Source organism: Acinetobacter higginsii (assembly GCF_000369845.1).
GTDB lineage: Bacteria > Pseudomonadota > Gammaproteobacteria > Pseudomonadales > Moraxellaceae > Acinetobacter > Acinetobacter higginsii.
Genome location: NZ_KB850222.1, coordinates 78,714 through 99,837, shown reverse-complemented (window position 1 = coordinate 99,837; position 21,124 = coordinate 78,714). Strand labels below are relative to the sequence as shown.

General features: G+C 42.8%; 19 protein-coding genes. 8 read left to right on the top strand and 11 right to left on the bottom strand.

What is annotated here, in order from left to right; all coding sequences use genetic code 11:
• Positions 1 to 226: 226 nt before the first annotated feature.
• Positions 227 to 1,213: an AraC family transcriptional regulator gene (locus F885_RS04855; RefSeq protein WP_005321485.1), complete on the top strand. Its 987-nt coding sequence runs from the start codon at positions 227 to 229 to the stop codon at positions 1,211 to 1,213.
• 51 nt (positions 1,214 to 1,264) lie between these two features.
• On the opposite strand, the gene F885_RS04860 is transcribed toward F885_RS04855, so the two are convergent.
• The 6 genes from F885_RS04860 to F885_RS04885 form a co-directional block, all read right to left on the bottom strand.
• A complete protein-coding gene (locus F885_RS04860) occupies positions 1,265 to 2,599 on the bottom strand; it encodes an MFS transporter (RefSeq protein WP_005321483.1) in 1,335 nt (444 codons plus the stop codon).
• Positions 2,600 to 2,781: 182 nt separating this feature from the next.
• Entirely contained in the window at positions 2,782 to 3,831 is a 1,050-nt protein-coding gene (gene antC, locus F885_RS04865) for an anthranilate 1,2-dioxygenase electron transfer component AntC (protein WP_171068226.1), read from the bottom strand.
• Positions 3,832 to 3,837: 6 nt separating this feature from the next.
• On the bottom strand, positions 3,838 to 4,329 hold the full coding sequence (gene antB / locus F885_RS04870; protein WP_004805221.1) for an anthranilate 1,2-dioxygenase small subunit: 492 nt from the start codon (positions 4,327 to 4,329) through the stop codon (positions 3,838 to 3,840).
• Between the two features lie 3 nt (positions 4,330 to 4,332).
• A complete protein-coding gene (antA, locus tag F885_RS04875; protein ID WP_005321479.1) occupies positions 4,333 to 5,748 on the bottom strand; it encodes an anthranilate 1,2-dioxygenase large subunit in 1,416 nt (471 codons plus the stop codon).
• A 200-nt stretch (positions 5,749 to 5,948) separates the two neighbouring features.
• On the bottom strand, positions 5,949 to 6,746 hold the full coding sequence (locus tag F885_RS04880; RefSeq protein ID WP_005321477.1) for a class I SAM-dependent methyltransferase: 798 nt from the start codon (positions 6,744 to 6,746) through the stop codon (positions 5,949 to 5,951).
• A 126-nt stretch (positions 6,747 to 6,872) separates the two neighbouring features.
• Positions 6,873 to 7,370, bottom strand: coding sequence for a thioesterase family protein (locus F885_RS04885; RefSeq protein ID WP_005321475.1), 498 nt, complete (start codon positions 7,368 to 7,370; stop codon positions 6,873 to 6,875).
• 170 nt (positions 7,371 to 7,540) lie between these two features.
• Here F885_RS04885 and hemB point away from each other — a divergent pair, with 170 nt between their 5' ends.
• Positions 7,541 to 8,554 carry a porphobilinogen synthase gene (gene hemB, locus F885_RS04890; protein WP_005190886.1) on the top strand — a complete coding sequence of 338 codons (1,014 nt, stop codon included), beginning with the start codon at positions 7,541 to 7,543 and terminating at the stop codon, positions 8,552 to 8,554.
• A gap of 282 nt (positions 8,555 to 8,836) precedes the next feature.
• Positions 8,837 to 9,958 (top strand): glycine oxidase ThiO, encoded by a 1,122-nt coding sequence (gene thiO / locus F885_RS04895; protein WP_005321471.1) that lies wholly within the window; start codon positions 8,837 to 8,839, stop codon positions 9,956 to 9,958.
• Here the strand turns inward: thiO and F885_RS04900 are convergent.
• The 3 genes from F885_RS04900 to F885_RS04910 form a co-directional block, all read right to left on the bottom strand.
• A complete protein-coding gene (locus F885_RS04900) occupies positions 9,944 to 10,849 on the bottom strand; it encodes a TIGR01777 family oxidoreductase (protein WP_032859738.1) in 906 nt (301 codons plus the stop codon). The genes thiO and F885_RS04900 overlap by 15 nt on opposite strands.
• 85 nt (positions 10,850 to 10,934) lie before the next feature.
• Positions 10,935 to 11,381, bottom strand: a complete 447-nt coding sequence (locus F885_RS04905; protein WP_005321467.1) for an ABZJ_00895 family protein — start codon at positions 11,379 to 11,381, stop codon at positions 10,935 to 10,937.
• A gap of 290 nt (positions 11,382 to 11,671) precedes the next feature.
• Positions 11,672 to 12,124, bottom strand: coding sequence for a GNAT family N-acetyltransferase (locus tag F885_RS04910; protein WP_005321465.1), 453 nt, complete (start codon positions 12,122 to 12,124; stop codon positions 11,672 to 11,674).
• Between the two features lie 159 nt (positions 12,125 to 12,283).
• On the opposite strand from F885_RS04910, the gene F885_RS04915 reads away from it, so the two are divergent.
• The gene (locus F885_RS04915) at positions 12,284 to 12,661 is read left to right on the top strand and encodes a VOC family protein (RefSeq protein ID WP_005321464.1); all 378 of its coding nucleotides are present in this window, start codon (positions 12,284 to 12,286) and stop codon (positions 12,659 to 12,661) included.
• Between the two features lie 29 nt (positions 12,662 to 12,690).
• Here F885_RS04915 and F885_RS04920 read toward each other — a convergent pair whose 3' ends face one another.
• Complete coding sequence (locus tag F885_RS04920) at positions 12,691 to 13,473, bottom strand: crotonase/enoyl-CoA hydratase family protein (protein WP_005321462.1); 783 nt, start codon at positions 13,471 to 13,473, stop codon at positions 12,691 to 12,693.
• A gap of 163 nt (positions 13,474 to 13,636) precedes the next feature.
• Between F885_RS04920 and F885_RS04925 the strand changes: the two genes are divergently transcribed.
• The 3 genes from F885_RS04925 to F885_RS04935 are packed head-to-tail and all read left to right on the top strand — an operon-like array spanning position 13,637 to position 19,198.
• Positions 13,637 to 14,887 carry an exonuclease SbcCD subunit D gene (locus F885_RS04925; RefSeq protein ID WP_005321459.1) on the top strand — a complete coding sequence of 417 codons (1,251 nt, stop codon included), beginning with the start codon at positions 13,637 to 13,639 and terminating at the stop codon, positions 14,885 to 14,887.
• A gap of 9 nt (positions 14,888 to 14,896) precedes the next feature.
• Positions 14,897 to 18,493 (top strand): AAA family ATPase, encoded by a 3,597-nt coding sequence (locus F885_RS04930; protein WP_005321457.1) that lies wholly within the window; start codon positions 14,897 to 14,899, stop codon positions 18,491 to 18,493.
• 39 nt (positions 18,494 to 18,532) lie between these two features.
• The gene (locus F885_RS04935) at positions 18,533 to 19,198 is read left to right on the top strand and encodes an HAD family hydrolase (RefSeq protein WP_005321456.1); all 666 of its coding nucleotides are present in this window, start codon (positions 18,533 to 18,535) and stop codon (positions 19,196 to 19,198) included.
• Positions 19,199 to 19,250: 52 nt separating this feature from the next.
• Here F885_RS04935 and F885_RS04940 read toward each other — a convergent pair whose 3' ends face one another.
• A complete protein-coding gene (locus F885_RS04940) occupies positions 19,251 to 19,943 on the bottom strand; it encodes a YggS family pyridoxal phosphate-dependent enzyme (protein ID WP_005321455.1) in 693 nt (230 codons plus the stop codon).
• 125 nt (positions 19,944 to 20,068) lie between these two features.
• Here F885_RS04940 and F885_RS04945 point away from each other — a divergent pair, with 125 nt between their 5' ends.
• A complete protein-coding gene (locus F885_RS04945) occupies positions 20,069 to 21,106 on the top strand; it encodes a type IV pilus twitching motility protein PilT (protein WP_004770978.1) in 1,038 nt (345 codons plus the stop codon).
• Positions 21,107 to 21,124 lie beyond the last annotated feature (18 nt).

The following is a 21,124-nucleotide window of genomic DNA, read 5'->3' as shown; positions in this document are numbered from 1 at the left end:
CGTAATCCTCTCTGATACAACAATGCTTAACATACCTATAAAGCATGAAGATATATGTGGAATAGGCTTGTGTATTTGGCTGGATTTGTTCTAATGAACTCAGGTGGAATAATGATTTTTGCGCAGCAACACATTCTTCCACGCGAGAAAAACGCGGTCATTTATGGATCAGAATGGCATTTTTCTTGCTACTAAAACAACAAACTCTTAGCTAGGTGAAAGGACGATGACATCACTCAGCCAAAACATGGATCTCATCCATCATTCGCATCAGGCCGACTTTGCTCAAGATCTGATGTCAATGATTTGTGGTGAACACCGCTTGGATACCCTATGTCGAGAAACACTCGATTTTCATTATGACGGGATTCGTTTACCGCATAAAAAAATGGCGATCGGAACCATCAGTTATGGCGCCAATGTCGCCATCAATATTGCCAACCTGAAAGCTTATAGCATCAGCCTGCCCTTTCATGGCAAACAAACGCTGAGTATCCGTGGCGCAAAATACCAATCCGATGCACAAACTGGTTTAATTGTCTCCAATCAGGACTTACAGGATTTGGTCATCAATCAGGACTGTCAAAAATTTCAGGTGGTGATTCCTGAAAACAGCCTGCAATTGGTATTGTCCGAACTCCTGAATCAACCGATTGAAGAAGCCATCGTCTTTAACCCTGAAATTTCCTTATCGATGACTGGCTTGATGCAGGCATGGTGGCACAATATTGAAAACTTTTTACAGTTAAAATCACACTATGCCGACTTTTCCGGCCTACCCATGTTTTCTGAGGACTATGAAAATTTTGTGATTAAAGCCCTGCTGCTGTCTCAGGAAAATAATTATTCTGCAGCCTTACATGAACGCTGCAAGCGTGGTGAGCCAGCCTATCTACGCAAAGTAAAAAACTTTATCATTCAACATGCCCATGAAGCCTTCAATGCCGAAAGCCTTCACATTTTGGCAGGTGTCTCAAAATCCAAACTCTATGCAGAGTTTCAGCAGCATTATGGTCTGAGTCCAATGGCCTACCTACGTAAATATCGACTACAGCAAATTTATAAAATATTGAGTAATACCGCCAAGCATCAAAAAATTTCCATCTCCAAATTGGCTTATGACTGGGGCTTTAATCATCTCAGCCGCTTCGCTCAAGAATATAAAGATGAATTTGGGGAAAAACCAAGTGAAACCCGAAATAAACATGAGTGAACATTCTTAAATAAAAAAAGCCCAGTCAACGTACTGGGCTTTTTTTATCCATTAACTGGTGCTTAACACGGGTTTGGCTTTATTGTTCTGACGCATGGCTTTTAAACTCAAAGCAATAAAAGCGATAAAGGTCGGCAAGGCCAGCAGATAGAAAATTCCACCAAGGCTGATCTCATAAGTAAAGATATACGAACCGAAGAATGCCCCAAAGATGGCGCCGACGCGACCAATGCCATGCATCCACGATACCCCAACCGCACGACACTGTGATGGATAAAATAATGCTGCCAAAGGTAATAGAGACGATTGTGCCCCTGTCAGCAATGCCCCAATCAGGAAAATGCTGATGCCAAGCAATAGGATGCTGGAACTGACAAAGCCAGCAACGATAAACATGATAAATGCTGTCAGATAAGCATATTTAATCACCTGAGTTGGATTCAGTTTATCCATATACCACCCCATGATGATGGCACCAATCACCCCACCAAAGGGGAAAATCGCAGCAATTAAACTAAACTGTTGTGTGCTAAAGCCTGCGGTTTTTAAAATGGTTGGCATCCAACTGGTCAATAAGTAGAACACCAACAGGCTCATAAAACAGCACAGCCATAACATCACAGACCCCCACAGATATTTGCCCAAAACTGTTTTCACGGGGCTTTCACTGCGATCTACATCAAGGTGTGGCAACTCGATTTTAACGGTGTCGGTAAATGCATGACCTTGAATCTTTGCCAGAATCTGTTGCGCTTTGGCTTGCTGCTCTCGTTTGATCAGATAAGGCACTGATTCAGGTAGTTTCAGTAATAAAGCCACCACGAGGAACAAGGGAATAATACCACCCAAAATCACCACTTTGGCCCAGCCGAGATTTTCCAGTAAATAAGCAGATAACAAACCACCACAGGAAATCCCTAACATAAATCCGCACCCCGCCAAACCAGTCAGAAAGGCTTTGCGTTTCGCAGGCATATATTCAGAAACAATGGTACTGATGTTTGGCATCGCCGCACCCAAACCCACACCAGTAATAAAACGGTAAATCATCAAGTCCTGCGTGGATGAAGCAAAACCACACAAGATGGTAAATACGGAAAATAATAAGGTGGTGAATACAATCACCCCTTTGCGCCCAAACCGATCTGCCAATGGCCCTGAAATAATTGCACCGATCGACATCCCGACCAGTGCAGCACTGAGCACGGGTGCCAATTCAGGTTTACTGATGCCCCAATCATCCAATAAGGCAGGCGCAATAAAACCAATAATCCCGGTATCTAAACCATCACAAAAAAACACCAAGAAACCCAGTGTAAATACCAGCCATTGCAGCGGCGATAAACTGTCACGATTGATTACTGTATTAACATCAACTGTCTTCATCTTTATTCCCTTAAAAGCAAATTCTGTTAAAACGTCTGTTGGTTGGATCAATTCAATATCTGCAGTCAATCTCCCCCTTCAGAGTCGTCTGATTGCATACATCCGATATTTTTAATGTTGAGGATGATATTTTTGATGAATGAAAAAGGGATGGTCATCACGATGTTCCATCCCTTTCTCTATTAAGCATCGAGTGCAATACGTGCACTGTTGCTCTGTAAAAACTTCTCGCTATAGAGTCGATAATTCGTTAATGCTTGCTCATCCAGCCAACTTTTGACCGCTTCGATCATCGGCGGTGGCCCGCATAAATACATATCAAAGGCTTGTTCCGCCAGTTGCTCCCGATTCAGGTGCTGATGGATATAACCTGTTTTTCCTGTCCACGTCTCTGAAGATTGGGTGATGATAGGTTGATAGTTAAAATGTGGCATCCGTTCTGCATAGGCCTGTAAACGTGACTGCTCACAGAGGTCGGCTTCCTGATTAACCCCGTAATACAACTGAATCGCAGGTGCATTGGCTTGCTCGGCAATATTGTCTAGCATGCCTAAAAAGGCGGATAGACCTGTGCCGCCTGCAATAAACACCAGTGGTCGCTGCACTTCACGTAAATAGAAACTGCCCAAAGGTGCTTCCATCATGATGGTCTGACCGACTTGGCAGCGTTCACGTAAATAATTACTCATCACCCCATCAGGCAATAAACGAATTAAAAATTGCAGTTGATTATCTGGATTGGGTCGATTGGCAAAGGAATAAGAACGCCAATCCTCTGTCTCTGGAATCTGCAAACGGGCATATTGACCCGGCAGAAACTCAAGTTGCTTGGCATGGGCACTGGCATCGACATGCAAGATGGCGGTGGTCTCGGACACCAGTTCAAGCTTGGTCACTTTACTGGCAATTTTTAAGGTTTCACCTGCATGGCACATCTCGGAGCTATGGTCAAAATAAAAGGCAGCATTGGATTTGACCCGTGTTTGGCAGGCCAGCATTTTACGCTCAGCTAAATCACGTTCACTCAGCGCATCTTCATCCACATATTCCTGTTCATAGCTGCCAGTTTCGCATTGGCCCTGACAGGTCCCACACACGCCTTCACGACAATCCAAGGGTAAATTGATGCCCTGACGAATTGCAGCATTCAACAGTAATTCATCCTCTTGAACTGAAATAAAAAAGGTTTTTCCATCGGCAAAATTAAGCGCAACTGAATGTCCCATCATGATGCTCCCTTAAACATGATAAAAATCTAAGACCGAATCAATTTTGTCATTCAGCAAAATCGTGTGCTGACGGCGGATACGGAATCCTTCTGCCGTAGGTCTTAACAGATAAGTGGCATGTCCATAGAAACAACCTTCCAGTCCTTGACGGTTATATAAAGTGCTCCAACCGACTTTGGCTTCAATCAAACCCTCTGGTAGGGTTTTGACCTGTACATTTTGAATACTGTGCTGCGTGCGTGGTAATGGTGTGGCCGATGCCGCTTTGCCGGTACGGATACGAAACACGCGATCCTCAAGTCCTGAGCGATCAGCATAATAGATATAAGACAAGCCCTGATTCGGATCTTCGACATATCGATGGTCATCAATCCATTGTGGAATGTGATATTCGCTATCTTCATCATACAATTCCAGATAGGCATCCCAATCATAGCGATCACACAGTTCAGACTTCTGATATAAAAATTGTGAAACAGCAAAATGTAATTCAGCAGTCATGGCTTAGACCTCCTCTGTCACTGTATCTAACTGGTAGGTAATATCCTGCATTTTTAAGGCCTTGCGATTTAAACCCTCCAGCATTAAGCGCTGCCATTGACCATGTTGATTGACATACAAACCTTCATGCGTCAGTTCACGGCCCGTGATCACAGGTTGAATCCCGAGATCCTGTGCATTCTGCGTCAGCTCATAACACCATTTATGCTGTCCACGGGAAATATCACTCCAACGCTCCAAACGTGCTTGGAAGCCTTTTTGCTGCTCACGGAATTCCACCAGATCATCAGGCGTACCTAAGCCAGAGACATTGAAAAAGTCTTCAAACTGGCGAATGCGGTTACGACGAGCCTCAGTCGACTCACCTTTTACCGCCAGACATTGGCTAATCACTTCGGTTTTATTCCATGCCACAGGACGCACAATCCGCAATTGAGAACTGATCTGATCCATAAAGAATAAGCTTGGATAGAGGTTTAGGTTTCTGAGCCGATGCATCGCCCATTCAGCACGCTTAGCACCATATTTTTCCAGCAGATAAGGCATCACCGTGTCATAGCCAGGACGCACCGCGGGATTTGGCATGTCACTGAATAGAACACTGTGACCGTTTTTAAAACTAAACCAGCCATCATCAGTTTGGTTATCTCCTGCACCTAATTTGCTGTAATCCAAGGTATCCAGATCATCGCCTTTGGCCGCATTGACCTGTTGGCGATGCTGTACGGTTGAGACATAGTTATAGTGCACGGTACTAACGTGATAGCCATCGAGACCATTTTCATTTTGCAGCTTCCAGTTTCCTGCAAAGGTATAGGCAGATTTGCCTTGCAGGACTTCCAACTCACCGGTTGGCGACTGTTCCACCATTAAATCGAGGAATACTTTGGCATCACCCAAAAAGTCTTCAAGGGTATCTGTGGCTTGTGTATCCAGACTGACAAAGACAAAGCCACGATAACTGGCAATGCGTCCTTGTTTGAGACCACGACTCGACTTATCAAAATCTTCACAATATTCAGCAGGTGCTTTGACCTTGACCAGACGGCCATCTGATTTATAACACCACGCATGGAACGGACAGGTAAAGGTGGATTGATTGCCTTTGGCCACACGGGTTAAGGTTGCACCACGATGCTCACAGGCATTGACCATGGCATGCAGTTGACCTTGGCCATCACGGCTAATAATCAACGGTTGACGTCCAATCTGAACAGTTAAAAAATCATGATTATTGGGAATTTCACTTTCGTGACAGGCGTAGATCCAGACTTTTTCAAAGATCAATTCCATTTCCAAATCGAAAAGCTCAGCTTCTGTGAACATCTCGCGTGCGATACGGAATACACCCTCTTTCGGGCGAAAATCCAAACATCCTGTGATGAAGTCTTGCCATTCTGCAATATTACGTGGAGCCATTTTTATCTCCTCCAATCCATAAAAACCTTTTCATGATTGAAGCCTGATTTATGGCTGGACTCTATCCACTTTTTCCAGATCTCTATCCAGTTTGGGAATTATTTTAGGATCACACGATTGCTAGATAATAAAGCCAATTGAGGTGGAAATATTCGCACCTCAACTAGACTCATCGAATGATGTTTTAGCAAGATAGGCTGTTAATTTTTAATTGCCCGTGTTGCCAAAAAGGTTGGCATAAATTGATCCACCAAAAAGCGTGGTTGTGGTTGATCATCTTCATAAAAGCTTTGAATAAAAAAACCTGCGGCCAGTTGCCCCTGAATTAAATCCGTGAGGCTATGTCCAAACACCACTGCCTCACCTGCTTGCAGTTTGGCATTGAGCGCACCTGCACCCAGATCTTGAAGATCGGAATAAGGCAATTTATAAATCGGGTGAATCAGCCCCTGTTTGGCATATTCAGGATTGCGATCTGCTATAAAAACCACTGGATTATAAAAACTGGCGATTAAAACCCCTTGCGGTTTGAGTACCCGATAGCATTCCCGCCATACCGCTTCAACATCGGCAACATACAGGTTTGAAATCGGTTGGATAATCAGATCAAATTCAGCATCCTGAAATGCCTGCAAATCACACATATCTCCCTGCACGGTCTTGAGCTGAAGCCCTTCCCGTTCAGCAACCATTCGGTCTTGCTGCAATTGTTGATCAGAAAGATCAAAGACCGTGACATTCGCACCCGCAGCAGCCAATACAGGTGCTTGTTGACCACCTGCAGAGGCTAAGCACAGGATGTTTTTTCCGACAATATCGCCGAGCCATGCTTTGGATAATGGCTTTGGTGTGATATGTAGCTCCCAATCACCATGACGAGCTGCACGAATCAGTTCATGACTGACAGGACGTGACCAAGCCTGCTGCTCGCTCGCCTGCTGATCCCAAGCTGCACGATTATGGCTGAGAAAGTCGAAATGATGGATTGGCTTTGCCACAATGAAGCTCCCTTTTCTGACACTTAAATCATTCAAGATAGAAATACGATATCAATGCGAAAAAAGGAAGCGGAGTTCAGGACAGAAACGACTGCCTAAAAGACAGCTGAGCTTGTGCCATCTAAATTAATAGGCATAAGACGCAATCGCAGTTGCAATCGGCTTATCTTCATCATTGACCATGGTCATACGCATGGTGCAACCTTTACGGCCTAGGCGTAAGGTTTCCGCGCGGGCAATAAAATGCTTGCCACGTCCCGGTGCCAGATAATCTACCCGCATATCTACCGTGGCTAAGCGTGATACTTTTTTGATGGTATCAGGTAAATCTTCTGGTGAGGCGCGGCGATAAAGCTGCTCCATGGCTGCCACACCACCAATACTGTCCAGAATCGTGGCAGCCACACCCCCATGTAAAATCTGAAATGCCAGATTCCCGACCAGTTCGGGCTGCATCTCCACATAGGCTTCAATTTGATCATCGACCACTCGCATGACCATGCCACTGTATTTAAAAAAAGGACAGGCATTGAATGCCTTACACAGCTGTTTCAAGACCACTTGGTGATCTGCCTTGGCACCTAGCTGAATATTCCCAGTCCAGTTTTTCTTTACATCATTCATACGCGGCCTACACTCAATGGAAAGAATAACTTTCCATTATTTTGCACAAATCTAAAAATATGGGGCTACAATAGCGGGGTTCTGTAATTGGGTAACAGCGCTAAGCTCTCCCTAGCCTGACTTAATACCTCAATTATTCCTATAGTGTAATACTGAACATCGAGATTGTTATGACTTATACGTTCAATCGTCCAGCTTTTCCTGCGACTCGCATGCGCCGTATCCGTAAAAATGACCAACTTCGTGCCATGGTTAGTGAAACGCATTTAACTGCGAATCATTTGATTTATCCAGTGTTTGTATTACCAGGACAACAACAGACCCAAGACATTCCAAGCATGCCAAATGTGCAACGCTTGTCGGCTGATTTATTACTAAAAAAAGCAGAAACCTTGCTTGAACTCGGGGTTTCGAAACTTGCTTTATTCCCTGTCACACCACAACAAGATAAAAGCTTAACAGCGGAAGCTGCTTGGGATGACAATGGCTTGGTTCAGACGACCTGTCGCCTACTTAAAAAAGAATTACCAGAGATGGTCTTGATTACCGATGGTGCGCTTGATCCTTATACCACGCATGGTCAAGACGGTATTATTGATGACACAGGTTATGTACTCAATGATGAAACCGTTGAATGCTTAGTAAAACAAGCACTCAGTCATGCTGCGGCAGGCGCCGATGTGATTGCACCAAGTGACATGATGGATGGTCGTATCGGTGCGATTCGCCAAGCCCTTGAGCAAAACGATTTTATTTATACCAACATCATGGCCTATTCAGCGAAATATGCCTCAAGCTTCTACGGTCCATTCCGTGATGCGGTGGGTTCGGCCAGTAACCTGAAAGGTGGCAATAAATACAATTACCAAATGGATATTGGCAACCGTGCCGAAGCCTTGCATGAAATTGCGCTGGATCTGCAAGAAGGCGCGGATATGGTGATTGTCAAACCGGGGATGCCTTATCTGGATGTGGTGCGTGAAGTTAAAGATACTTTTGGCGTTCCGACATTCATCTATCAAGTCAGTGGTGAATACGCCATGCTTGCAGGTGCGATTCAGAACGGTTGGCTTTCTGACAGCGTGATTCTAGAATCGTTGATGTGTTGCCGTCGTGCAGGTGCAGATGGGATCTGGACCTATTTTGCTGAAGATGCAGCTCGTAAACTAAAAGAGATGAAATAGAAGTTATATTTCATCTATCTGAAAATGATAGTATCTACTCCAGAGTCTTGTTGAGCTCTCATCCCTTTTCTGGATTAGCCTTCGGCTCGACCTACTTTTCTTTCGGGAAAAGTAGGCAAAACCATTGTCATTCGCAAAACCTGTTCACTTCTTACATTTTTCTGATATTGAGGATGTATAACAGGACTTCTTTTAGCGTATATCACGCAGGTTGCGAATGACGTCTTCCGTGTAGCAAATTTCAAGATACGTTTTATCTTAGAAACCACTTAAATTAAAGTTATGCATATTGCCATCATTGGTGCGGGTATTAGTGGCTTAATGTCAGCATTGGAACTTGCTGAACAAGGCTGTTCTGTCGATATTTTTGACCAACAGCTTGCTGGTCAAGCAGCCTCATGGGCGGGTGGAGGCATCCTTTCCCCCATGTATCCTTGGCGTTATGCACCCGAAGTGAATCAGTTAGCCCAATACGGTAAACCGCTCTACCAAACATGGAATGAAAAACTGCTGCCCATCACTGGTATTGATTTTCAAATCCACGATACGGGCATGCTGATTTTCGATCAGGACGATTTTGAAATTGGTTTGAATTATGCCACGCGACATCAAGAGCCGATGCAACACTGTGAACTGCTTGATCGTACTCAACTCCAGCAAGTTAACGCTCATATTTCAGAAAAGTTCCAACAGGCCATCTATTTCCCACAACTGTCGAATGTCCGTAATCCACGTTTATTACAATCGTTAATTTGCTACTTAAAACAGCATCCTGCCGTGCGCTTCTTTGAGCAGTACCCTGTTGAAAAATTAATGATTCAAAATAAAAAAGTTCAAGGGATTGAAACGGAAGATGGTCAGAAATTTAGCGCGGATCATGTGGTCATAACTTCTGGTGCATGGAGTCAACAATGGGCCGAGCAAATCCAACGCCATATCCCCGTGCATCCCGTACAAGGGCAAATGCTGTTATTTAAAACCCCTGAAAATTGGCTACCGACCATGTGCATGAATCAGGTGATGTATCTGATTCCACGTCAAGATGGTCACATCGTCTGTGGTTCAAGTATGGCAGAGACTGGTTTTAGTACTGCGGTGGATGAACGCACTCAACAGGATATTCTCAATGCTTGTTTAGAGATGGTGCCTGAATTAGCGCAATTCCCGATTGTAAAACGCTGGGCAGGTTTACGCCCAAGCTCTCCACAGGGCATTCCCTATATCGGCGCAATGCCTGAACTAGAAAATCTTTGGGCCAATTTTGGACATTTCCGCAATGGTCTGTGTATGGGTGCTGGTTCAGCTCGTCTGCTGCGTCAAGTCATTTTAGGACAAGAGACATTGGTTGATCCGAATGCTTACTCACCTTCGCGCTTAAAGCGACAAGATTTAATTTCTTGCTAAAATTTCAGTTAAAGCCTCATTTAAATCTGGATATTGAAATTGAAAGCCCTGTTCCAGCAAAGCCTTGGGCGCCACATATTGACCATTTAAAATAAGCTGTGCTTGCTCGCCAAGCATCGATGTAAATACGCACTTAGGCATTCGTATAAAAGGTTTGCGCTTTAAAATTTGGGCAGCCGTTTGAGCGAATTGTTGTTGATTGATTTGTTCAGGTGCGACAAGGTTATACACCTTTTGGCTATGATTGGATTGCAGCAAAAAAACCATGGCATTCAGTACATCTTGGATATGAATCCACACGATCGGTTGTCGTCCTGAACCAATTTTTGCAACCGCATTCAATCGAATCGGTAACAGCATTTGTGGCAAAATCCCGCCCTGCCCAAAAACCACACCTAAACGAATGATTTTGGTATTTTGTTGACTAAATTTTAAAGCGGTTTGCTCCCACTTCTCGCAAAGTTCAGACATAAAAATCGCTTGCGGTGCTGTATTTTCATCACAAACAAGCTGCCATTGTTCTTGTAGATCAATACCGTAATAACCAATCGCAGAACCAGAAATAATACATTTCGGAAAAATTTTCTGTTGTTCCAGCCATTGGTACAGTTGCTCTGTCACCGCAACACGGCTGTGTATTAATTGCTGCTTACGCTGTTCAGTCCAACGTTTTGCGCCAATATTTTCACCAGCCAGATTAATCACATAATCAATCTGTTGCGTTTCAACTTGATCAAGATCATTCACCCAACGTAGCGCTGAATGCTGAGAAGCTCGATTGGGCTGTCGGGTCAGTGCAATGACTTGAAATTGTCGTTCCAATAAAAAAGGCAACAAATGTGAGCCAATAAAGCCACTTGCGCCTGTGATTAAAACCGTCTGTTTTTGCATCGCACCCTCATCCTGCATGATCTTGATCAGCTCGATATCTCAGTCTTAGCAGAATGAAAGTGAATTACAAGTGAACTTTGTTCAACTAGTTGAACATTTTACTGGCCATTCTCTGCGCTTGCGGTCCATAAAACCAATAGGTAATTAAGAATAACGGTACAGCAATCACAAACCACATCCCCAATACCGTCAGCAAAAATTGGGGCTGTTTCATATAGAGTAAAAAGTTCTGCCAAACGTCGGGATCTTTACGTGCAAAAACAAATAGGCCGAGGAGTAAACCACATGCGTTATAGCCCCAGAAGATCAGACTAAAGCCTATGCTTAAGCGTTTCCGCTCCTGTGGCATCGGTGCACGGCGTTGTTGCTTGAGAAATTTGAATAAAATAACAATCATCGCAATTAAATAAGGAACCGCAGTCAACACGCCACCAATACTATTTGGTAAAATAGCGGCCAGCACACCAGCCAACAACGTCGCAGTAAAACAAATTATAAAAAACCAGATATAGTACAAACGCAATGAAATCATAAAGATAAACCTAATTAGACTGGCTTTAGAAAATAATTATAAATTTTTTTCACTTTTTTTTCATTTTTATGTCAACCAATCCTCAACCAGCAGCGTTATATAAGGTACAAGGTCGCAGCAACCGATTGTACATTGCACGGCATCCGCAATGTTTTCGGTGACCTTTCATTATGACTCTCCATCTTTAACAATGGTTGTGTTAGCAGCCAGAACCATTGAAAAAGATTTTGACCGACGATTTATCATCACTCGAATCGTCGGTTTTTATTTGCCTGAAATTTGTATTTTAATTAAACCGTATCGGCAACATACATTTTAATCAGTCCACCCTCATCTTCTGTCACCGTGGTTAAAAATGTCCAGCCACACTTTTCGTAAAAATCATCTAGGTCAGTCACCAGATAAAGCTTTTCAAAGCCTAAACTTTTCATTTCTACTCGGGCAAAATCCAGCAGCTGTTTGGCGATATTTTGCTTTCGATAAGCAACCTCAACAAACAAAGCACACAGGTTTGGGCTGAGATCTTTGCACTCATGGAAATCATTGTCGATCACTCCAGTGCCAGCAATGATGTGCTGATGTTCATTCAGAATCACATACCATTGCGGAATTCCTTCTGGCTGTTCAATCGAGCTTTGTATGCTGTCTCGATAGGCCTCAACAGGAACCTCCCATTTATCTGAAAACCAGATTGCAGCCTGTTCTCGCAATTCAGGATGATTCGCTAATTTAATAATTTTCATCAATGCAGGATTAACCTCTTATATCTTACTCAAATGTATTCAACGCGATTTTTATGATCAAACCGCAAAATGCGCACCTGCTTACATAAATGTCTCGTCTTTCAATTCCATATCTCTTTAGAATAATTCTACGACTATAAAAATTAGGGACAAGATTGAATGAACAACATCATTTATTTTGAAATTCAGTCATCAGATCCACAACGTGACATTCATTTTTATCAATCCGTATTTGGCTGGCAATTTGAAAAAGTAGAAGGCCTACCGATTGAATATTATCGTATCGCAACAACAGGAATTCATGGCGGTTTATTACAACGTCCTGTAGCAACACCAGCAACAGGATGTGGAACCAATGCCTTTACCTGTAGTATAGAGGTGGCAAATTTCGATGAAACTGCAGCTAAAATTTTAAGTTTAGGTGGTATTGTAGCAATGGATAAGTTCGCGATCCCGAACCGATGCTGGCAAGGCTATTTCATCGACCTCGATCATAATACCTTTGGGATTTGTGAAATCGATGAGCAGGCGCAATAACTTGCTAAACTCAAGTTAAAGTAAAATGATTATCGCCCCTTAAACTGTGGTGGCCGTTTTTCTAACATGGCGCGAACCCCTTCTTGTGCATCTTCCGATACAAATAGCGGCATCAAATAATTGTTCATTTTTTCAAATGCAACTGTTTGGCCTTCCACGACTGCATCAGTAGCAGATGCCAATAAAGCTTGCACCGCCAAGGGTGCGGCACTACAAATCTCTTTGGCAATTTCCAAGGCTCGTTCAAGTTGTTGCCCTGATTCCACCACTTCAGACAGGAGATTCAGCTCATAGGCCGTTTTGCTATTAAAGGTCTTACCCGTCAATAAATAAGGCATGGCTTTTTGCCAACCAGCAGCTTGTACAAAGCGCACCGTTGCTCCACCAAAAGGCATAATCCCACGTTGCACTTCGAGCTGACCAAATACTGTATTTTCGCTGGCAATCACCACATCAGCATTCAGCATTAATTCGACTCCTGCGGTATAACAAATCCCTTGGACAGCCACCACCACAGGTTTTGTTCGATGCCGCCCGCCCGTTCCCCACGGATTAATCTGATTAACCTCAAAATTAAAAATACCTTGTGAAATTTTGGACTGTAATTCCACCAGATCTAAGCCTGCAGTAAAGTGATCACCATGTGCAAAAATCACGGCACAGCGAAGTTCTGGGTCATTTTCATATTCAGTCAAGGCTTGAGATAGGTCATGAATCATATGGCTATCAAAAGCATTACGTTTTTCCACACGATCAAGACCAATCAACATGATTTGATCCATGATTTCACGGCTTACTTTACCTAAGCTCATTTTATCTTCCTCATTGTTAAAATAATGGTATTCAGATCAAACTAGAGGATCGTTGAAAAATGATCAAGGCACATCTTGTACTGCTTTTCTGCTCATGAAGGCTCTCCCTTCCACCTGAATACGTGCTACCTTATTCTGGTTTATTTTATTTTTAGATTCATTTATGACCGTGCGTTTTTTTCATACGTCTGACTGGCATTTGGGGCAGTTTTTTTATAATCATTCCCGCCACTACGAACATGAACAATTTCTGGCATGGTTACTTGAGCAGATCAAAGCCAAACAACCGCATGCTTTACTGATTGCGGGTGATATCTTTGATGTGATCAACCCGAGCTCACAGGCACAAAAACAACTCTATCAATTCCTTGCCGATGCACATGAACTTGCCCCACATATGCAAACTTTGATGATTGCAGGCAATCATGATTCGGGCTATCGCATTGAACAAGTCGAGCCCTTATTAGAAAAATACAATGCTAAAACAGTCGGTGTGATTCGTTGGAATCAAGATAAAAGCCTCGATTTAGAACGTTTAATTTTGCCGATTTATAATGAACAAAAGCAGATTGTGGCATGGTGTATTGCCCTGCCATTCCTACGTTCTGCTGAAATCACAGGTTTTAATGAGCACACCACCAATAGTCAAAATGCGATTGCTTATTTACATCAACAGTTAATCGAAGAAGCCAAACGTCGTAAAACTGATGATCAAGCCTTAATTCTGATGTCACATGCGCATATGCAAGGTGGAGAAACCTCCGATTCAGAACGGCCGATCATTATTGGTAATGAAGAAGCTCTATCTACGGCTCTGTTCGACGATAGCATTGATTATGTAGCACTGGGTCATCTGCATAAACCACAAAAAGTTCAGCATCCACATATTCGTTATAGTGGTTCACCAATTCCACTGTCATTTAGTGAAATCAACTATAAACACCAAGTGGTTGAAGTCACGATTGATCCTAAAAAAAGTGAAGATTCGTTTAACTTTGAAGCTTTGCCGATCCCCAGAAGTATTCAACTGCATAAAATTAAAGATGAACTCACTGTAGTCATGCAGCGCCTTCGCAATCTGCCAAATGAACCGATCGAAAATCTCGAGCATCGCGAATATGTCGATATCGAATATCATACCGCGACACCACCACAGCCTAATTTACGACAACAATTTGAAGATGCTTTGCCCAAAGATCGTTATCGACTGGTGCGGATTTCCAGACAATATCTCTCCAATGAAACTAATGCCAAGAGCAAGCAAACTATTAGCTTAGAACCACCGACACCCGAAAAACTATTTCAGCAAATTTGGGAGAAAAAGGGCTATCACGCTGATGATGAAGTCACTCAAGACTTTATGAGTTTGGTCGCAGAAGCGCAAAAGCAACTTGAAGATGATCAGACTGTTTAAGGAGCTGCCATGAAAATTTTATCAATTCGACTGAAAAATTTGGCATCTCTAGCAGATGAGCATTTTATTGATTTTGAAACTGAGCCTTTGGCCAGTGCTGGACTGATTGCCATTGTTGGAAAAACGGGCGCAGGTAAATCTACGATTCTAGATGCCATGTGTCTGGCCTTATTTAATAAGATTCCCCGCCTCAAAGAAAGTGACGGCAAACTGTTAGATGTCGATGGTTCGGAACTACTCACCAACTCCCCTTTAACGGTTCTACGTCGTGGCACAGGACATGGTTTTGCCGAACTGTGTTTTGTGGCACAAGATCAGAAACATTATCTCGCACGTTGGGAAATTAAACGTGCCCGTGAAAATGCCAGTGGCAAACTGCAAAGTGTGCAACGCTCACTCAAATGCCTGACCGACGGTGTAGTGATTGCAGATAAAACCAAAGCGGTTGAAGCCCATATTCAACAGATTACTCAACTGAGTTTTGAGCAATTCACCCGTGCGGTACTGTTGGCGCAGTCTGAAGTCACCGCTTTTTTAAAGGCACGCGATAATGAGCGTGGTGAATTATTAGAATATCTGACCAACTCCAGTATTTTTGCCAGAATTGGACAACTGGCGTTTGAAAAAACCCGTGAAATCAGCAACCAGCGCAAGCAACTGGAAAATGTGCTCGGTCATATTGAAATCCGTTCAGATGAAGAGATTGCTGAATTACAGACTCAATTTCAGCAGATACAACAACAGGTTCAACAGTTGGAAGCCGACAAAGTTCTGCTTAATCAACAGCAACAATGGTTTGAACAGCGACAGAAACTCGAAACTGAAATTACACTAAAACAGCAACAGCATGACATTCAAATTCAAGCACATCAGGCTTTAGCCGCAGATCGCAATCGACTCAGCCAACTCGAAATCTTTTCAGGCATTCGTCCGATTGTGTTCCAACAGCAACAACTGGAAAAAGCACTGCAACAGCTTGAACCGCAGATTCAACACAAGCAGCAGCACTTTATCGCTGTAAGCACCCAATTTGAGCAAGAAAAAGCGGCTTATACGCAGGCTGAAACGGCCTTACAGCAATTTCAGAGTTTTGAACAAAAGCATCAGCATGAACTCAGCCAAGTGCGTAAATATGTACAGGAACGTGAATATATTGCCGATGAATATAAGAAAACCAAAGTTCGCTTAAACCAAAACGAAGCGCAACAACAACCATTACTTGAGCAACAGCAGCAGTTTGAACAAAGTCGCAACAACCTATCCATACAACAACAAAGCTGCTCTGAACAACTGCAACAGAGCGCACAATTCTCCACTTTAGATAAAGGCTTAAATGCACATATTCAGCAGCTGCAGCAATTTATTCAGCAATACCAAAAAGTCGAACAGAATTTAGATTCGATTCAACAGGCACAATCCAAGCTTGAACAAGATCAGATCGTATTGAATGAGCTCATTCAAAAATTTGGCACACCACAACAGATTGAAAGCCAGCTTGAACAGAAACAAAAACTCAGAGAACAGCAACAAGCCCGACTGAATCAACTGGATCTTATTCAGCAAAAGTTACAGCATTATTTTGAACTTAAAAAAGAACGTGATGAACTAAGCCATAAGCTCAGTAGCACGCAGCTACAACATCAGCAGCTTGACCAACAACTGCAAACTAGCCAAGGCGAGTTCCAGTTTGCCAAAACTGAACGGGAAAAATTGCAGCAAATGTTGCAACAACAGCGTTTATTACATGCTGAAAATATTGAACATCTGCGTGCAGAACTCAAACACGGTGAAGCCTGTCTGGTTTGTGGCAGCACCGAACACCCTTATCGTGATGATGCCAGTCAACTCTCCAAAGCCTTGTATGAGCTGCAACAACAGCAAGAGCAACAGGCGATTCAACAGGAACAACAATGCTTTCAACTTTGGCAAAACACACAGCAGCAATTTACCCAGATTCGTACCGAACTGACTCAATTGCAATCCACAGTGCAACAAGCGGATGACAAATTCAAACTGCAACATCAAGAATTAGTCAAACATGCAGCAAAGTTCGACATTCAGTTAGATTTAACCCAGTCGCATGCGGAAATCACTACAGTTCAACAGCAATACATCAATGAAGCAACCCAGTTCAAAAAGCAGATTGAAATTGAGTTACAACAACTGCATCAGGCCAATAAAGACCACTATCACCTGACTCAAACGATTCAAAATATCCGCTATCAACTCGAAAGCGTACAGCAGTCACAACAACAGATTCAGCATGTTGTGGATTGCCTGAGCAGCGATGAACAAAGCTTATGGCAGCAGCAAACGCTGAGCTCTGCCCAACAGCTAGCACAACGTTTACAGCAACGTGTTCAACAGCTTGAACAAGCTGAAACACTCAGCAAACAACAGCAGCAGCTTGAACAGCAACTGAGTCTATTAAAGTCCAATTTAACCAGCTTAATTACTCAACATACCGAGTTGAGCCAGCAACTCAAAGATGTCGAGATTAAAGGCAAACAAAATACAGAGTCAGCGCATCAACTGATTGTGGCAATGACAGGTTTAACCGAACTCAAAGCCAATGAATGGTTAAACCAACACGACCAACAGCGTCAGCAACTCCAAAATCAATATCAGCAAATCAAGCAGCGTTTTGAACAAGCTCGTCAAAGCTTTGAACAGCAGAAAAATGAACTGGAACAGCTCAAAGCCCAACAGCAGCAGCAACAAGCTACCCTTGCCCAATCCAAGACTGAAATTCGAGCCTGGTTAGACCAGCATCCTGAATTTGAAGAACAACAATTAGCGGATTTACTTGCTATTCGTGCTGAGCAAGAGCAGCAAATTCGAACATCGCTACAACATGCAGAACGCTTGCTCAATGAGGCCGCCTCTGCCCTAAAAACGTTGCAACAGCAATTACAGACACATCAGCAACAACAGCCACCGATCGAATATACCCAGTTGCTTGAGCACATCCATCTCAATCATGAGAAGCTACAGCAACAAGCTGAACAACGTGATCAATTCAAACTGAAACTGGAACTACATCAACAAAACCTTGCCAAGCAAAAGCAATTTGCTGATCAGATCCTGCAGATTCAGCAGCAGGAACACCGTTGGAATAAAATTTCCAGTTTGATTGGTGATTCTAAGGGTAAAGATTTCCGTGATTTAGCCCAGCAATATAATCTGGATATTCTGCTTGAATATGCCAATCAACAACTCAGCATGTTGTCACAACGCTATACCTTAAAACGTTTGGATAACTCCCTCAGCCTAGCCATCATTGACCATGATATGGATGGAGAAACTCGTTCAGTGGCTTCTCTGTCTGGTGGTGAGTCTTTTCTCACTGCTCTTGCAATTTCCTTGGCGATTGCCAATATGGCTTCTGGTTCTATGAAAATCGAATCCCTGTTTATTGATGAAGGTTTTGGGACGCTGGATGCCTCTTCCTTGCATATGGTGATGAATGCTCTGGATCAATTACAAAGCCAAGGGCGTAAAGTGGTGTTGATCTCGCACATTCAGGAAATGCATGAACGTATTCCTGTACAGATTCAGGTACAACCGATTGGTTCAGGTTCGAGTCGGATTGAAATTGTTGGTTAAAGCATTATCATGATTAAATAATCACCATGCTTAAATCACATGAATCAGAAAAAAGCGGTTATTTTCGACCTCGATCAAACCTTACTTGATCGAACAACGTCGTTAATAAAATTCCTCACTTGGCAGGTTAATTTCTTTCAATTGGTTACTGCCGATGATAGAGAGCCATTTATCCAACGCTTTCTTGAATTAGATGATAATGGCAAAGTTTGGAAAGATCGTGTTTATGAAAATCTGATTCATGAATTTTCAATTCAAGGTCATGCTAAAGAAATCCTTTTAGCCAGTTATATCAATGATTTTAATAAATTTTCATGCTGCTTTGAACACGTGGAAAACATCATCATCCAATTAAAACAGCAAGGCTATTTAATTGGATTAATCTCTAATGGCAGAACACCCTTTCAAGAACATAATTTTTATGCACTAGGGCTGACTGAATTCTTTTCGAGCACCATTGTTTCCGAGGCAGTCGGACTCAGAAAACCAGATCCCGCAATTTTTCTATTATCTTGTCAGCAGCTTGGTGTTCACCCAAAAGATTGTATCTTTGTTGGAGATAATGAACTGGCAGACATACAAGGTGCAAAGTCTGTCGGGATGAAAACCATTTTCTTTCATCCCAATCCAGCGATTTCCTCAGCAATAGCAGATGCGAACTTTCATCACTATGAAAAACTAATGACTATATTGGGAAGCATCTAATTCAATAAATAGAACTAAAAATGACATCTTGTCAGTTTTAAAGTCGAATCTCTTAATTTTTTTCTGAATAATCCCGTGCCCCAAACAACGCAGTTCCTACCCTCACCATGGTTGAACCCGCTGCAATTGCTGCTTCAAGATCAGCCGACATCCCCATACTTAAAGTATCCCAGTCTTGCGGCTGTGCATGTTGAGCTTTGACTTGCTCGAATAGAACTTTAGCCTCAGCAAATGCAGCATGATTTTCAGGTGCGGGAATCACCATCAAACCACGTAAGCGGATATTTGGAAGCTGGCTGATTTGCTGAACAAGTTCAGCGACCTCAGCAGGTTGGCAACCATCTTTAGAATCTTGCCCATCAATATTCACTTGCAGACAAACATTCAAAGGCTTTTGAGATTCGATACGCTGACTGGACAAACGTTCAGCGATGATCAAACGATCAACCCCATGTACCCAGTCAAATTTTTCTGCTAAATGTTTGGTTTTATTACGCTGCACATGTCCAATAAAATGCCATTCGATCTCTAATTCTTTTAATTCCTCAATTTTTTCTAGTGCTTCCTGTAAATAGTTTTCACCAAAACTGCGCTGCCCGACTGCATACATTTCGCGAAGGCTAGCACTGGGATGTGTCTTGGAAACCGCCAACAACTGCACTGTTGCAGGATCACGTTGAACACGCTGACAGGCTTGTTCTATTTGATTTAAAACAGATTGGCGGGATTGTTGCGATTGATTCATTGACACAGTTCTCATTTACGAAATCTTTTTTTGCTTTCCATTCTTTAAGGTGTTGGTAAGCCCGAATGAAAGCCTTATATTATTCTACAAAATAATGAGACATTTTAGTTTGTTTCGGGGAAATTATGGATATTACAGAATTACTCGCCTTTTCAGTTAAAAACGGTGCTTCCGATTTACACCTTTCAGCGGGTATGCCTCCTATGATTCGTGTGGATGGTGAAGTTCGTCGTATTAACTTACCAGCACTTGAACATAAAGATGTACATCGCTTGGTGTACGACATTATGAATGATAAACAACGTCGTGACTTTGAAGAAGATTTAGAAACTGACTTTTCATTTGAAGTACCGAATATTGCTCGTTTCCGTGTTAACGCATTCAACCAAAACCGTGGTGCAGGTGCGGTGTTCCGTACCATTCCATCTAAAGTTTTGACCATGGAAGATTTAGGACTCGGCACAATTTTCAAAGAAATCTGTGATTATCCTCGTGGAATCGTACTCGTCACAGGCCCAACGGGTTCGGGTAAATCCACCACACTTGCAGCGATGATCGACTATATTAACGAAAACCGTTATGACCATATTTTAACCGTCGAAGATCCAATTGAATTTGTACACCAATCGAAAAAATGCCTAATCAACCAACGTGAAGTACATCGCGATACACACGGCTTTAATGCAGCACTGCGTTCAGCATTGCGTGAAGACCCTGACATTATTCTAGTCGGTGAGATGCGTGACTTAGAAACCATCCGCTTGGCACTGACCGCTGCGGAAACAGGTCACTTGGTGTTTGGTACACTGCATACCACCTCTGCGGCGAAAACCATTGACCGTGTTATCGACGTATTCCCAGCAGAAGAAAAAGACATGGTACGTGCCATGCTATCTGAATCTCTACAAGCCGTAATTTCTCAAACACTATTGAAAAAGAATGGTGGTGGTCGTGTGGCTGCACATGAAATCATGATCGGTATTCCTGCGATTCGTAACCTTGTGCGTGAAAACAAAGTTGCACAAATGTATTCTGCGATCCAAACAGGTGCCAACTACGGTATGACCACTTTGGATCAAAGCCTGAAAACGCTGGTGTCTAAAGGCTTAATTAGCCCACAAACTGCTCGTACTGTTGCAAAACAACCCGAATCATTCCTATAAGAATAAATGGATTAGAGA

Coding starts and splice junctions, on each gene's coding strand:
- F885_RS04915 (WP_005321464.1), top strand. CDS start 12,284: ATGAACAACATCATTTATTTTGAAATTCAGTCATCAGATCCACAACGT.
- F885_RS04920 (WP_005321462.1), bottom strand. CDS start 13,473: ATGAGCTTAGGTAAAGTAAGCCGTGAAATCATGGATCAAATCATGTTG.
- antB (WP_004805221.1), bottom strand. CDS start 4,329: ATGACTGCTGAATTACATTTTGCTGTTTCACAATTTTTATATCAGAAG.
- F885_RS04930 (WP_005321457.1), top strand. CDS start 14,897: ATGAAAATTTTATCAATTCGACTGAAAAATTTGGCATCTCTAGCAGAT.
- F885_RS04905 (WP_005321467.1), bottom strand. CDS start 11,381: ATGATTTCATTGCGTTTGTACTATATCTGGTTTTTTATAATTTGTTTT.
- F885_RS04910 (WP_005321465.1), bottom strand. CDS start 12,124: ATGAAAATTATTAAATTAGCGAATCATCCTGAATTGCGAGAACAGGCT.
- F885_RS04860 (WP_005321483.1), bottom strand. CDS start 2,599: ATGAAGACAGTTGATGTTAATACAGTAATCAATCGTGACAGTTTATCG.
- F885_RS04855 (WP_005321485.1), top strand. CDS start 227: ATGACATCACTCAGCCAAAACATGGATCTCATCCATCATTCGCATCAG.
- hemB (WP_005190886.1), top strand. CDS start 7,541: ATGACTTATACGTTCAATCGTCCAGCTTTTCCTGCGACTCGCATGCGC.
- F885_RS04885 (WP_005321475.1), bottom strand. CDS start 7,370: ATGAATGATGTAAAGAAAAACTGGACTGGGAATATTCAGCTAGGTGCC.
- F885_RS04925 (WP_005321459.1), top strand. CDS start 13,637: ATGACCGTGCGTTTTTTTCATACGTCTGACTGGCATTTGGGGCAGTTT.
- F885_RS04940 (WP_005321455.1), bottom strand. CDS start 19,943: ATGAATCAATCGCAACAATCCCGCCAATCTGTTTTAAATCAAATAGAA.
- F885_RS04945 (WP_004770978.1), top strand. CDS start 20,069: ATGGATATTACAGAATTACTCGCCTTTTCAGTTAAAAACGGTGCTTCC.
- F885_RS04900 (WP_032859738.1), bottom strand. CDS start 10,849: ATGCAAAAACAGACGGTTTTAATCACAGGCGCAAGTGGCTTTATTGGC.
- F885_RS04935 (WP_005321456.1), top strand. CDS start 18,533: ATGAATCAGAAAAAAGCGGTTATTTTCGACCTCGATCAAACCTTACTT.
- antA (WP_005321479.1), bottom strand. CDS start 5,748: ATGGCTCCACGTAATATTGCAGAATGGCAAGACTTCATCACAGGATGT.
- thiO (WP_005321471.1), top strand. CDS start 8,837: ATGCATATTGCCATCATTGGTGCGGGTATTAGTGGCTTAATGTCAGCA.